14 protein-coding genes are annotated in these 12,872 nt (G+C 64.8%); 10 read left to right on the forward strand and 4 right to left on the reverse strand.

The window, feature by feature from the left end; all coding sequences use genetic code 11:
* Window positions 1–102: 102 nt before the first annotated feature.
* The 7 genes from BLR41_RS22815 (at window position 103) to BLR41_RS23100 (ending at window position 6,742) form a co-directional block, all read left to right on the forward strand.
* Window positions 103–264 (forward strand): hypothetical protein, encoded by a 162-nt coding sequence (locus BLR41_RS22815; protein WP_176797882.1) that lies wholly within the window; start codon window positions 103–105, stop codon window positions 262–264.
* A 253-nt stretch (window positions 265–517) separates the two neighbouring features.
* Window positions 518–1,720, forward strand: coding sequence for a Tm-1-like ATP-binding domain-containing protein (locus BLR41_RS08140; protein WP_092627385.1), 1,203 nt, complete (start codon window positions 518–520; stop codon window positions 1,718–1,720).
* The gene (locus BLR41_RS08145) at window positions 1,713–2,582 is read left to right on the forward strand and encodes a phosphoenolpyruvate hydrolase family protein (protein ID WP_092627386.1); all 870 of its coding nucleotides are present in this window, start codon (window positions 1,713–1,715) and stop codon (window positions 2,580–2,582) included. Before BLR41_RS08140 ends, BLR41_RS08145 begins: the two co-directional genes overlap by 8 nt.
* A gap of 195 nt (window positions 2,583–2,777) precedes the next feature.
* Window positions 2,778–3,227: an SRPBCC family protein gene (locus tag BLR41_RS08150; RefSeq protein WP_092627575.1), complete on the forward strand. Its 450-nt coding sequence runs from the start codon at window positions 2,778–2,780 to the stop codon at window positions 3,225–3,227.
* A gap of 197 nt (window positions 3,228–3,424) precedes the next feature.
* A complete protein-coding gene (locus tag BLR41_RS08155; protein ID WP_092627387.1) occupies window positions 3,425–4,438 on the forward strand; it encodes an NAD-dependent epimerase/dehydratase family protein in 1,014 nt (337 codons plus the stop codon).
* Window positions 4,435–5,868: a hypothetical protein gene (locus tag BLR41_RS23095; protein WP_218120004.1), complete on the forward strand. Its 1,434-nt coding sequence runs from the start codon at window positions 4,435–4,437 to the stop codon at window positions 5,866–5,868. Before BLR41_RS08155 ends, BLR41_RS23095 begins: the two co-directional genes overlap by 4 nt.
* Before the next feature lie 28 nt (window positions 5,869–5,896).
* The gene (locus tag BLR41_RS23100) at window positions 5,897–6,742 is read left to right on the forward strand and encodes a glycosyltransferase family 2 protein (RefSeq protein WP_218120005.1); all 846 of its coding nucleotides are present in this window, start codon (window positions 5,897–5,899) and stop codon (window positions 6,740–6,742) included.
* Here the strand turns inward: BLR41_RS23100 and BLR41_RS08165 are convergent.
* Window positions 6,711–7,187 (reverse strand): GtrA family protein, encoded by a 477-nt coding sequence (locus tag BLR41_RS08165; RefSeq protein ID WP_092627388.1) that lies wholly within the window; start codon window positions 7,185–7,187, stop codon window positions 6,711–6,713. The two genes, BLR41_RS23100 and BLR41_RS08165, sit on opposite strands and share 32 nt — an antisense overlap.
* A 323-nt stretch (window positions 7,188–7,510) precedes the next feature.
* Here BLR41_RS08165 and BLR41_RS08170 point away from each other — a divergent pair, with 323 nt between their 5' ends.
* Window positions 7,511–8,680, forward strand: a complete 1,170-nt coding sequence (locus BLR41_RS08170) for an NAD-dependent epimerase/dehydratase family protein (RefSeq protein WP_092627389.1) — start codon at window positions 7,511–7,513, stop codon at window positions 8,678–8,680.
* Between the two features lie 140 nt (window positions 8,681–8,820).
* Here the strand turns inward: BLR41_RS08170 and BLR41_RS08175 are convergent, their stop codons facing one another.
* Window positions 8,821–9,291: a DUF6069 family protein gene (locus BLR41_RS08175; protein WP_245693999.1), complete on the reverse strand. Its 471-nt coding sequence runs from the start codon at window positions 9,289–9,291 to the stop codon at window positions 8,821–8,823.
* Window positions 9,292–9,479: 188 nt separating this feature from the next.
* Between BLR41_RS08175 and BLR41_RS22425 the strand changes: the two genes are divergently transcribed.
* A complete protein-coding gene (locus BLR41_RS22425) occupies window positions 9,480–9,785 on the forward strand; it encodes a hypothetical protein (RefSeq protein ID WP_143013024.1) in 306 nt (101 codons plus the stop codon).
* Window positions 9,786–10,009: 224 nt separating this feature from the next.
* On the forward strand, window positions 10,010–10,957 hold the full coding sequence (locus BLR41_RS08180; RefSeq protein WP_092627391.1) for a M23 family metallopeptidase: 948 nt from the start codon (window positions 10,010–10,012) through the stop codon (window positions 10,955–10,957).
* 285 nt (window positions 10,958–11,242) lie between these two features.
* Here BLR41_RS08180 and BLR41_RS08185 read toward each other — a convergent pair whose 3' ends face one another.
* Together BLR41_RS08185 and BLR41_RS08190 are read right to left on the reverse strand one after the other, a co-directional pair.
* Window positions 11,243–12,055, reverse strand: coding sequence for an RNA polymerase sigma factor SigF (locus BLR41_RS08185; RefSeq protein WP_092627392.1), 813 nt, complete (start codon window positions 12,053–12,055; stop codon window positions 11,243–11,245).
* Window positions 12,052–12,528 (reverse strand): ATP-binding protein, encoded by a 477-nt coding sequence (locus BLR41_RS08190; protein WP_245694000.1) that lies wholly within the window; start codon window positions 12,526–12,528, stop codon window positions 12,052–12,054. The genes BLR41_RS08185 and BLR41_RS08190 overlap by 4 nt, the downstream gene beginning before the upstream one ends.
* Window positions 12,529–12,872: the final 344 nt, after the last annotated feature.

Consider the following 12,872-nt stretch of genomic DNA (forward strand, 5'->3'; position numbering starts at 1 on the left):
AGGTTCGCGCCACGTATCGCCGGGTGTGACGGCGGTCTCACCCCGTGATTCCGGTGGGTACTCTGGATGCCGGATGGCCCCGACTAGATGGCAGGAACGATCATGTCGATCTTCAAGAAGGTAGCCAAGGTAGCCGCCCTCGCCAAGAGTCCGCAGGGCAGGCGCGCGATCGCGCAGGCGAAGCGTTACGCCCAGGACCCCAAGAACAAGGAGAAGATCGACCGGGTCGTGAACAAGGTCAAGGGCAGGGGCAGGAGCCACTGACCCGTGGACCGCCCGGACGTGAGCCCGAGAGGCCCGCTCCGCTGATCGCCCCGGCGAACCCGGTTGGCGAAGTCCCACGGATGGAGCACGTCGGATACGTGTCGAACTGCCCGGCCGGGCCCCCGGCCGGGCAGTTCTGTTTCCCGCGCATCGGTCCCCGTCGACGGCCTCCTCCGGAGGAGGGACTGTTCCTCGGGACGAAGAGCCAGTAGGGTGCCACACGTACGATCACCATTTGGACACGGAGCGTTAGTTGGGCAGTGTCTACGTAGCCGGAACCTTCGACACCAAGGGCGACGAACTCGGGTACGTCGCCGACCTGCTTCGTGCCGACGGATCTTCGGTGGTGACCGTGGACCTGAGTACTGCGGGAGCCGGCTCCGCCGCGGCCGCCTCGATCCCTTCCGAGTCGGTGGCCGAGCATCATCCGCACGGTGGTGCTGCCGTGTTCACCGGAGAACGGGGTTCTGCGGTTACCGCGATGTCGGAGGCGTTTCGGCGGTTCCTGCTCAGCCGCGACGATGTCGTGGGGATCCTCGGCGCCGGTGGGTCGGGAGCCACCGCGCTGGTTACGCCCGCGATGCGCGCGTTGCCCGTCGGCGTTCCGAAGTTCGTGGTCTCCACGGTCGCCTCCGGAGACGTTTCCGGCTACGTCGACGCCAGCGACATCACGATGATGCCCGCCGTCACCGATGTCGCCGGGCTGAACCGGATATCGAGACGTGTGCTGGCCAATGCCGCACACGCCTTGCACGGGGCGGCGAACGCGATTCCACCGGAGGTGGCCGACAGGCACGCCGTCGGCCTTTCCATGTTCGGCGTGACCACTCCGTGCGTCAGTGCCGTGGCCGAGGAACTCGCGACCGAGTACGACCCGCTGGTTTTCCACGCCACCGGAACCGGGGGGCGCGCGATGGAGAAACTGGCGGACGACGGACTGCTGTACGCGCTGCTGGACATCACCACCACCGAAGTCTGCGATCTCGTTTCCGGTGGGGTGATGAGCGCGGGCAGGGAACGGCTCGACGCGCCCGCCCGAGCTGGGTTGCCCTACGTGGGCTCCTGTGGCGCGCTGGACATGGTCAATTTCGGCGCCCCGGACACCGTGCCGGCCCGATACCGTGACCGGCTGCTCTACGAGCACAACCCCCAGGTGACCCTGATGCGTACCACTCCGGAGGAGTGCGAGGCCATCGGTCTGTTCCTGGCCGACAAGCTCAACGCCTTACCCGGCAGGGTGAGGTTCCTGCTTCCCGAGGGCGGAGTCTCGGCGCTGGATGCCGCGGGCAATCCTTTCCACGACCCGGAAGCAGACGAAGTGTTGTTCGACACACTCGAACGCAACGTGGTGCAGCACGAACAACGGCGTTTGGTCCGACTGCCGCACAACATCAACGATTCGCGATTCGTCCGGGCGTTGCTGGACGCGTTCCACGAGGTGGTGGCTGATGAGTGAACAGCGCCGTGACACGGGTTACCGGGAGGGGCCGCCGGATCGTGCGGGCATCCTGCGCCGGCTGTACGACAAGGTAGAGCGTGGCGTGCCGATAGTCGGCGGGGGCGCGGGAACGGGGCTGTCCGCCAAGTCGGAGGAGGCCGGTGGGATCGATCTCCTCGTGCTGTACAACTCGGGGCGTTACCGCATGGCAGGCAGGGGGTCGCTGGCGGGAATGCTCGCTTACGGAAACGCCAACGACATCGTGCTGGAAATGGCGCGCGAGGTGTTGCCCGTGGTCCGAGACACCCCGGTGCTGGCGGGCGTGAACGGAACAGACCCGTTCATGATTCGGGAGAAGTTTCTCGCGGAACTGCGCGACCTGGGATTCGCCGGAGTGCAGAACTTTCCCACCGTCGGTCTCATCGATGGGGCGTTCCGGGCGAATCTGGAGGAAACGGGGATGGGTTTCGACCGTGAAGTGGAAATGATCCGCGCCGCCCGGGAAATGGATTTGCTCACCACGCCCTATGTTTTCTCCTCGGACGACGCGCGGGCGATGACGCGCGCGGGAGCCGACGTGCTCGTTTGCCACATGGGGCTCACCACTGGCGGAAGCATCGGAGCCGAGACGGCGCTGAGTCTGGACGAATGTGTGGCCTCGATCGAGAAGTGGTCGGCGGCGGCCGCCGAGATTCGCGACGATGTTCTCGTGCTCTGTCACGGCGGTCCCATAAGCGCGCCTTCGGACATGGCTTACGTGCTCTCGAGAACCGGCCGTTGTCACGGGTTCTACGGGGCCAGCAGTATGGAGAGGCTACCGACCGAACAGGCGATTACCGCTCGGACCGGCGAGTTTCTGGAGCAGTGGCCTTCCGGCTGAAGTGTTCGATCGCCTCCCGGGGCGTGTGGTGGTGCGAGTCCGAACGCCCGCGCGTGGTGTCGAGGGGAATCGGTGGGAACGTCTCAATGACGGGGTGTCGGACAAAACCACCGACCGTGCCGGTAGCGGTTCCGGTCGGTGCCGCCGAAAATTGTTACGAGTTCCAGTTGCCCGCGGTAGGGAGTGTGTTGGTTCGTGGCAGAGTCGTATTCCAGCGCCCTGGTGCAAGCTCCGGTGGATCGTGTTTGGCGTGTTTTTGGTGATTTCGCAGCCCTGGCCGACTGGCATCCGGCCATAATCGCGGGCGAACTCGAACAGGATTCGTCCCCGTTCGCGGTGGGTGCCGTGCGGGAGCTCCGGCTGGCCGACGGTTCGACGGTACGGGAACGGCTGATCGCGTTCGATTCGCTTCGACGTTCCTACGGTTACGAGATGCTCGAAGGACCGTTCCAGGTGCGGAACTATCGCGCCATGGTTCGCGTGGCACCGGTTACCACCACCGGCGCGACCTTCGCCGAGTGGTGGGCTTCCTACGACCCCGCTCCCGAGCCGGACACCGACCGGGCGGCCGAGCTCGATCGTGTTTTCCGTGAGGACGTGTTCGCCACCGGGCTGGCCGCCCTGGGGCGGGTCTGCGCGGAGTGACGCCGGGACCGCCGGTGTGAGGCTCGTCCCGACCGTTTCCCTCGGTTTCTCGTGTCTCACCGGTTCGTTTGCCGCCGCTCCGTTCGGTCCCGAACGTGACCGATGAGTTCGGCCGCCGTTCGGCGCTCCGGACGTATTTTGTTGCGCAGCGAAAATGGCGACCGGATATGTAATGGGCGGGCTGGCGCACGTCGAATATGCCAACGGTTAGAGTCGTACGCGTGCCAAGCAGCTTCGTGCAGTCCGCAGCAGATTCAGCAGATCCCGAAATCGGAGCCGAGCGCGTCGTCGTCACCGGCGGATCGGGTTTCGTCGGAAGAGCCGTGGTCAGGGCGTTCGTGCAACGTGGCAACCCGGTGACGATCGTCGATCGAGTGACTCCCGAGATACCCGAGCAGTATCGTCACCTGGTCACACACGTGGCCGGCGAGCTGACAGATCCGCAGGTGCGGGAAGCGGCTGTTCCGGAGGGCAGTGCCGGGATCATCCATCTGGCCGCCATCACCTCGGTGTTGCGTTCCGTGGACAAACCGGCGGAGACTTTCGCCGAGAACCTTGAGGTCACCCAGGGGCTGCTCGAACTGGCACGGCAGCGTGGTGTCGGGCGTTTCGTGCTGGCCTCGACCAACGCGGTGGTCGGGGACATCGGCTACGGGACCATCTCCGAGCGGCTCCCGCTGCGCCCGCTGACTCCCTACGGCTCGACCAAGGCCGCCTGCGAGATGCTGCTGTCCGGCTACAGCGGCGCCTACGGCATAGCGACAACCGCACTGCGGTTCACGAACATCTACGGCCCCGGCATGAGCCACAAGGACAGTTTCGTCCCCAGGCTGATGCGTGCGGCACTGGCGGGCGAAGGCGTGGAGGTCTACGGCGACGGTTCACAGAGCCGCGACTTCGTGCACATCGACGACGTGGTTCAGGCCATCACGGCCTCCTGGGACAAGCAGTACAACGGAACCGCGGTGATCGGCTCCGGAAACTCCATCTCGGTCATGGAACTCATCGAATCGGTACGCGCCGCCACGGGCAAGGAATTGCCGGTCACGCACGTACCCGCCAAGAACGGCGAGATGCCCGCCGTGATCGTCGAGATCGAGAAGGCCAGGCGGGAACTGGGGTACGCGCCCAACGTGCGGCTGACCGACGGGTTGCGCACGGTGTGGGATGACTTCCGTGACGCTGACGGCAGGGCCTCCGTAACGACATGACCACTCGACTGTTGCGCACAGTCCGCCAGCACTGGCTGCTGGTGCTGTTCCTGTTCGTCGGCGTCCTGCTGCGGATCGTCGTGGAGATCGCGTACCGGCCTGCGCTGCTCTACATCGACTCCTTCCGATACCTGAAGGACCTCGGGGTCTTTTTCCCCGGCAACATCAACCCCATCGGTTACGAGGTGTTGCTTCTCGGCCCGGTTCTGCTGATCGGCGATCTGGGGCTCGTGGCGATAGTGCAGCACCTGCTGGGGTTGGCACTGGCACTTTCCAGTTACGCGTTGCTGATGCGTTTCGGATGCAGGCGGTGGTTGGCCGCGCTCGCGGTGGCTCCGGTGCTGCTGGACGCCTACCAGCTCCAGATCGAGCACCTGATCATGTCCGACCTGTTGTTCCAGGTGCTGCTGCTGCTCGTGGTCATCCTGCTGACTTGGTGGGGCACTCCCGGGCCCCGCCTGGCTCTGCTGGGTGGCCTGTTGCTCGGCGGATCCGTGCTGGTGCGCCTGGTCGGCCTCACCCTGGTGGTACCCGCGGCGGTCTTCGTGCTGCTTGCGGCCGGGCTGCGTCCCAGGGACGGTTGGAGGCGACGACTGGGATCGGCCCTGGCGCTGGTGGCAGGCTTCGTGTTCATGCTCTCCGCTTACGCGGGGTACCACATGTACTGGACCGGCTACCCCGCTCTCGGTGGCTCCACCGGTAGCGTCGTCTTCGGGCGCACCGCGATGGTCGCCGACTGCGAGCGGCTCGAACTGACACCGGCTCAGCGAGCCGTCTGCCCGGAAGCTCCGGTGGCCGAGCGTAAGCGCATGGGCATCGATTACTACATGCACTTTTTCCACAACGAGGTCGACGCCGGTGAACTACCCGAGGAGGTCAGTTACTCCGAGGCACAGCACTCACTGGCGTTCAAGGTACTGCGCAACCAGCCCTTCGAAGTGTTCGCGGGTATCGCCAAGGACTTCGCCAAGGGATTCGCGCCGATGCGAACACTCTCCCCCGGTGATGTTCCGCTGGCCCGCTGGCAGTTCCAGACCGAATATCCGCTCTACACCCATGAGTGGGTAACGCGAGATTGGCTGGAATACTACGATCAGGGCAGTTACTCCGTCAACGAGCGTGCGGCGGGCTTCCTGCGCGCATACCAGTTGGGGGGAGGTTACACTCCTGGCACCGTTCTGGGGCTGGCTCTGGTTCTCACCGTAGCGGCGATGCTTGGGGTGGGGAGAGCCCGCCGGAGTGGACTCCGGGCCGTCTGCCTGCTTTCCGGCGGCTTGGGTACCGCGGTGTTGTTCACCGCGGCGGCGATGGAGTTCTCCTGGCGTTATCAACTACCCGCACTCGTCCTGCTGCCACTGGCGGGTGCGTTGGGGATCACGGCCATTACCGGCCGTCGAATTGATACGAAGGGTTCCGCGACGAACCGGTAGCCGAGATCACGGCACGAAGGAGCACGAGATGCCGACGACCTTTCCGGACGAGGTCGATGAGGATGCATTGGCCGATTACGCGGCGCGGTACGGGGATCACCGGTTCGCGCCGGTGGTGGTGCTGATCGCCGCCTACAACGAGCGGGATGCCATACCAGCCGTGCTGGAGGGTATCCCCGGTTCCAGCTGCGATCTCGACGTGGACACCCTGGTGGTCGTCGACGGGGCCTCCGACGACACCGCCGACGTCGCCGTGAGGCACGGCGCCTACACCTGTGTGGCCGGGACCAACCGGGGGCAGGGGGCCGCGCTGCGGCTCGGCTACCGACTCGCGGCAGAACGCGGTGCGAGTTACGTGGTAACCACGGATGCCGACGGGCAGTACGAGATCGACGAGCTTCCCCGGTTATTGCGTCCGATCGTCGACGACGAGGCCGACTTCGTCACCGGCTCGCGCAGGTTGGGCAGCAGCGAGAATCCGCAGCTGCTGCGTCGCCTGGGGACCTACGTGTTCGCCTGGCTGGTCAGCATGATGACCGGACAGCGCATCACCGACACGTCTTTCGGATTCCGCGCGATGCGGGTCGAGGTGGCCAACTCGGTTCGGCTGGAACAACAGCAGTACCAGTCGTCCGAGCTTCTGGTGGGTGTCCTGGCGCGCGGCTACCGGGTTCGGGAGCAGGCCATGACCATGCGGCAGCGGGTGGCCGGTGTCAGCAAGAAGGGCAACAACGTGCTCTACGGCTATCGCTACAGCAGAGTGGTACTGGGCACCTGGCTCCGGGAGCGTCGCGCCCGGCGACTGTCCGGTGCCGCCGGGACCTCCTCGGCGGACGAGCAGGTCAGCGAACCTGCTCGCGCCGCCGGGGAGTAGCGAAGACCACGCGGTCGAGCAGGAAGAACTTGACCACGAACATCAGCAGGTAGGTGCCGAAGTAAGCTCCCCACACGAGGGCGACTCTGCGGACCTCGGAATCGGTGAAGAGATTGTGGGCGAGTTCCTCCGTGTAGTTGGTGGCGACCGCCGCTATCAGGAAGGTGGCCACCGAGACCAGCGCGAACCGTGTCAGTTCACCGCCCAGCCGGCTGTTGCCTGTGCTTCCCCAGTTCCTGCGATTCAGGAAGAAGTTGGGTACCGCTCCGGCGAGCCACCCCAGCACGGTGGACAGGGTCGATGCCGAGCCGATCCAGTAGGACACGACGAATACGAGCTGACTGCTGATGGTCGCCAATGCGGAGACCGCGGCGAAACCACGCAGCAGTCTCCAGTACCGGCCTGTGCCGCCGGACTTCGACGGCGGCTCCGGGGTAGCGGCCACGTTTGCTTCCCTCCGGGTGGAAGAGTGGTTGTCCGAAACGAGCTCCACGAACTGTACGGAAGTGGCTTCGCCATCCGGCCGACGGATGAGATCATGCCGTTCGTGGAGGTGGGGTTGGCTGTTGCGCCGCAACAGTTAGCCTTTCACATCGAACACGATAGTGTGGTGAGGGCTTGAGTCGCGCACAGCGTGTTCGATGAATTACATTCTGTGGATACCCCCAAGGTACGGGTGCCGCGGAACGGACCCTGATAGATGGCAGCCACGGTCTCGTTACACACGAGCACCGAAGGATGCCGACATTTTGTAGAGGAGAAGAAGGCGTGCGAATCCTCGTCCTCGGTGGGGACGGCTATCTTGGTTGGCCGACCGCTCTGCATCTGTCCGACTGCGGTCACGAGGTGGCCGTAGCAGACAACTTCGCCCGTAGGGCCTACGACCACGAAATGGGCGTACGCAGTCTGGTTCCGGCGGAGCCGCTGCAGGTGCGTGTCGATGCCTGGCGGGAGGTTTCCGGGCAGGACATCAAGATGTACTACGGTGATCTCGTCGACGCCGACTTCACCGTCGAGATGATCCGGGACTTCCGTCCCGACACCATCGTGCACTTCGCCGAACAGCGAGCCGCCCCATACTCGATGATCGACCGCAAGCACGCGGTCTACACCCAGCAGAACAACGTTGTCGGCAACCTCAACGTGCTGTTCGCGATCCAGGAAGTCGATCCGGAGATCCACCTGGTCAAGCTCGGCACCATGGGTGAGTACGGCACGCCCAACATCGATATCGAAGAGGGCTGGCTGGAAGTCACTCACAAGGGGCGCACCGACCGGATGCTGTACCCGAAGAAACCCGGCTCCTTCTACCACCTCAGCAAGGTGCACGACAGTCACAACATCGAGTTCGCCTGTCGTATCTGGGGGCTGCGTGCCACCGATCTCAACCAGGGTGTCGTATACGGGCAGGAAACACCGCAGACCGTGCGGGACCCGCGGTTGGCGACCCGGTTCGATTACGATGCCATCTTCGGCACGGTGCTCAACCGTTTCGTGATCCAGGCAGTGCTCGGGCACCCCCTCACCGTTTACGGAACCGGCAGCCAGACACGCGGTGTCATCGACATCAGGGACACCGTGGAGTGCATCCGCCTCGCTGCCGAGAGCCCTGCCGACAAGGGTGAGTTCCGGGTCTTCAACCAGATGACCGAGAGCTTCTCGGTCGAGGAGATCGCCAAGACGGTCGCCAACAACTACCACGGCTCCGTCGAGGTGGAGTACCTCGACAACCCACGTGTGGAGCAGGACCAGCACTACTACAACGTGGTGCACACGGGCCTGGTGGAACTCGGGCTGGACCCGCACCTGCTGTCCAACACCCTGATCAACTCGCTGTTCGGCGTCGCCGAGCAGTTCAAGGACCGGGTGGACCTGGGCGCGATGCGTCCCACCGTCGAGTGGCGCACGGCCTCCAGCCCGATGCGCTCCGAAGGCTGATTCACCGCAACGGACGACTCGACAGCGGTGGTGATCGTCCCTGCCGCTGGTTGCGCTCTCCGCTCGAAGAAGCGGGTACGTAGCCGGTGATTGGCTTCGGCGGCTGAACCGGATTCCCCTCCGGTTCAGCCGCCGGTTGTTCAACGTCGGGGCCTGCTGGCCCCGGCGGCCACCCCTGTCACGAGCGTTCCGATCGCCAGACCGATCACCACGTTCAGCGCACAGCTGGCAACCTGCGTCTGCAGTGCGGCATCCGTGGTGAATGGGCGTACGGCTACGGCCACGGTGGCCAGCGTTACTATCCAGCCGAAGAAGAGGTGCGGGCGCGGTGTGGTCACCAGCAGTAGGTGTACCAGGGCCGTCGCCAGCAGTGCGGCGAGTGCGGCGAACAGGCACAGCCGGGCCGTGCTGACGTCGCCCAGCGTTCCGTAGCGCGAAGGGCCGAGCACGGGGATTCGCAGGACACCCCGCATGACCACCACCGCCACGAGCCCCACGAGCGCGGCTACGAGTGCGGTGGCGGCTCCGCCGGTCCACAGTTGCCTGGCGTTGACCGAAGTACGGCCGTTGTCGCCTCGATCTTCGGGCGGGCGGGTGTAATCCTCGGACACGGCCAGCCTCCCCCGTCGAAACGGTTATCACCCGACCAGGCTTGAGGACGGCCCTCCGGAGCGCAACGCAGGAGTCTCTACCTCACTCCGAAGAGTGGTTCAGCCTTCGCCGAGCATACATCCGTGCGTAGGGGGTCACCTCGCAACGTGTACGGGCCGACGTGCTCCGTCGTCACGGATAGCTATTCGTGAATGAGGGTCATATTGGCGTGTCGGACGTCACCGTGGTCCCGTTGATTCGTGAAGATGATATTTTTTCCACGGGTTCGATCATTGTTCGAGCGGGCTACGTTTCAGTGTTTCGCGATCTTTTTCAGATCGTTTTTTCCATGATTTTTGATCTCCGGCAGGTCCTCTGTGGGATCTTCTTCTTTTTCTTGCTTCCGTTTTTACCTGCGAATTCGGTGGAAATGATGTTTCCTGCTTCGCTCCGTCGGCCGCGGGGAGTGATTCGGTCCCGCTCGGGCTGGGGTGCCAAGTGGTCGTTTGGTTGACCCGTTATCGAAGGGTAATCAAGTGTCGAATACTCAGTGTGTTTGATCGCGTTGAATGTGTGCTTCTTCCCTGCAACTAAAGGGTGAAAGCTTGATGTCTCGGATACATAAAGCTACGTTGCACCAGGTACGTCACGGTTCGGTCACGACGAACTCGACCCCCGACGAGTAAGCCCGACCCCCGACGGGCAGTGGCCGGACCTCCCCGAGACGGAAAGGCGAACATGGCCGACAAGAACGACGAGGGTGGCCGTCCCACGACCTCCACCCTCAAGTCCTATCTGCCTCAATCCCTGCGTAATTCTTTTTCCCGCGACTCGCGAACCCCGGTTCGCAACAAGGTGTTGGCGGGCGTGGTTGCCGCCGGTGCGTTCGTCGCCGTAGGCTCCCCCTTCGTCGCGGCGACGAACGGAGACGGTTCGGAATCGCAGAACCGTGATGTCGCCCCGGTGGCCGAACAGAGCCCGCTGAGCGCCGCGGTCAACGGCACCCCCGAGGCCCCCGGCTCGGTCCAGCTGCGTGGCGGCGCCTCCCAGAACGACGGTTCCGAGCGCCAGAACCTGAACAAGAGCGAGAAGGTTCAGCAGCAACGCGAGAAGGCCGAGGCCGAGAAGGTCGAGGCCGAACAGCGCAAGGCCGCTCAGGAGCAGGCCGAGAAGAAGAAGGAGTTCGAGCGGAAGGCCGCCGAACAAGACAAGTCCGACAACAACGAGAAGCAGCCGAAGGACAAGGCCGCGGCCTCCGAGAAGTCCGCGAAGTCCGCGAAGCCCGAGAAGTCCGCAGCCCCCCAGAAGCTGGTGCAGAGCGGTTTTCTGACCTCCGGCTACCACAGCCGCGGCGGTAGCCATGCCGGCATCGACATCGGCGCCGACACCGGTACACCCATCTACGCGCCTCAGGCGGGCACCGTCATCAGCTCCGGCCCCGCCAGCGGGTTCGGCCTGTGGGTCCGGGTCCAGCACGATGACGGCAGGGTCACCGTTTACGGACACATCCACAGCTCGCAGGTCAGTGTCGGCGAGCGCGTGGAGGCCGGGCAGCAGATCGCGACAGTGGGCAGCCGCGGGCAGTCCACCGGTCCGCACCTGCACTTCGAGGTTCGTACCGGACCCGGTGCCCAGGAGATCAACCCGATTCCGTGGTTGAAGCAGCTGGGCTACGCCCTCGGCTGACCCCGGAACGCTGCTCACGGGCCGCTGCCCCCAGGTCGTTGCCGGGGATCCGAGTTACCCCCGACACCGGATCCCCGGCAACTCTCCAACAGCGGTTTCGAGTCTCCGCCCCCGGAGGCGTCTCCAGCCGGTGGACCTCACCGGCGGGGACACCCCGGGGGCTTTCGCGTGGGACGGGAGCCGGTTCTTCGAACTCGGAGCTCCTCCCGGGCTGTCGGGTGACCCGGGTGCCGCGGTTTCCGGAAGCCGGGTGCCCTGCGGAACGCTTCGCGGCGGTACCGCCGTTCAGGTATCCGTCACAGGTTCGGGGGGCGCCTCGACCTCGAGTCGTTCCCGTAGCCAGCTCAGCGTACGGGCCAGCAGTCGGGAGACGTGCATCTGCGAGATGCCGATCTGTTCGGCGATCTGGGTCTGCGTCATGGACTTGAAGAAGCGCAGTACCACGATCCGCCGTTCTCGTTCACCCAGTTCGTGCAGCAACGGACGAATCGCTTCCCGGTTCTCCACCTCGTCGAGTTCGGCGTCCGGGGAGCCGATCGCGTCTCCCAGCGGTATCTCGTCGGTGTCGCTGAGCAGTTCGTCGAGCGAACTGCTCCGATAGGCGTTTCCCGCTTCCAGCCCCTGGTGCACCTCGTCCCGGCTGATGCCGAGATGCTCCGCGATCTCACTTGGCACGGGTGCTCTGCCCAGCTCCTGGGACAGTGTCGATATCGCCGAGGAGATGGACAGGTGACGTTCCTGCAGTCGTCGGGGTACCCGTACCGTCCAGCCGGTGTCGCGGAAGTGTCGCCGCACCTCGCCCATGATGGTCGGCACCGCGTAGGACAGGAAGTCGACACCCCGCTGTGGGTCGAACCTGTCCACCGCGTTGATCAGGCCGAGCGTGGCGACCTGGATGAGGTCCTCCTGGGACTCACCCCGGTTGCTGAATCTCCGCGCGATGTGCTGTGCGATGGGGAGATGCGCCGTGACCAGCTTGTCTCGCAGCTCCGCACGACGCCGATCCTCGTTGTCCAGGTCCGCGAACTCGACGAATAGCGGGGCCAGCTCCTCGTAGTCCTGGCCTCGGTAGGCGTGTTCGGAGTCCGCCTGCGTCACTCGTGGACCATCCGTCCCTTACTCAGCTCGATCCGCACGACATGCCCGTCGTCGCGGCTGTCGGATTCCTGAACCGAGGATGCCACGGTGTCGGTAAGCGCGCCGAGTACGCGCCAACTGAACGTGTTCTTGCGCGGGCCGGACGGATCGGTGCTGGTCACCTCCGCCGTGAACTCCAGTCTGTCGTCCTCGGTTCGGAACCTGCCCAACAGCTGACTCCGCTCGGCGGCGAGACGTACCAGCGACGAGCAGGCCTCGTCCACGGCCAGCCGCAGATCCGCGATGGTGTCGACGTCGAAATCGGCACGCATGGCGAGATCACCTGCCACGGCGCGCATGACGGGCAACTGCGTCGCGGCCGCGGCCACTCGAACTTCGACCACCCGGGATTCGTCACCCGCCTCGGCGGATTCGATGTGCTGTGCGGCGTCTTCCGGTGATGCCCGATTCCGATCCGGATGGGATGCTGACACGCGGACTCCTCGTTCCAACCTCATGCGAGACCACCGCACATCGAATCAAAGGGGGGAAACCGTCCGTCACCTCGGGGGGTGGCTCGCCCCGGCGGGACAGCCGGTTGCCGCACACTTCGGGTGCGCGGTGATGTCGAACGGACCTGAACACTCATAGCCGCCTCATACCCGGTAACGGAACGGGACAAACGGATGTCCCACCTGTCGGGGACGCGCAAGTCCGCCGCGGCGCCCGCGGAGTGGCCCGGCGGAGTCGACCGCGGGCGCATTCGGACGAGGCGGGTGCGTTCGGACAACAAGTGGGGGAACCGCCGCGGGGCGATCGGTGATCACCGCGGCGGTTC

Source organism: Actinopolyspora mzabensis (assembly GCF_900101095.1).
GTDB lineage: Bacteria > Actinomycetota > Actinomycetes > Mycobacteriales > Pseudonocardiaceae > Actinopolyspora > Actinopolyspora mzabensis.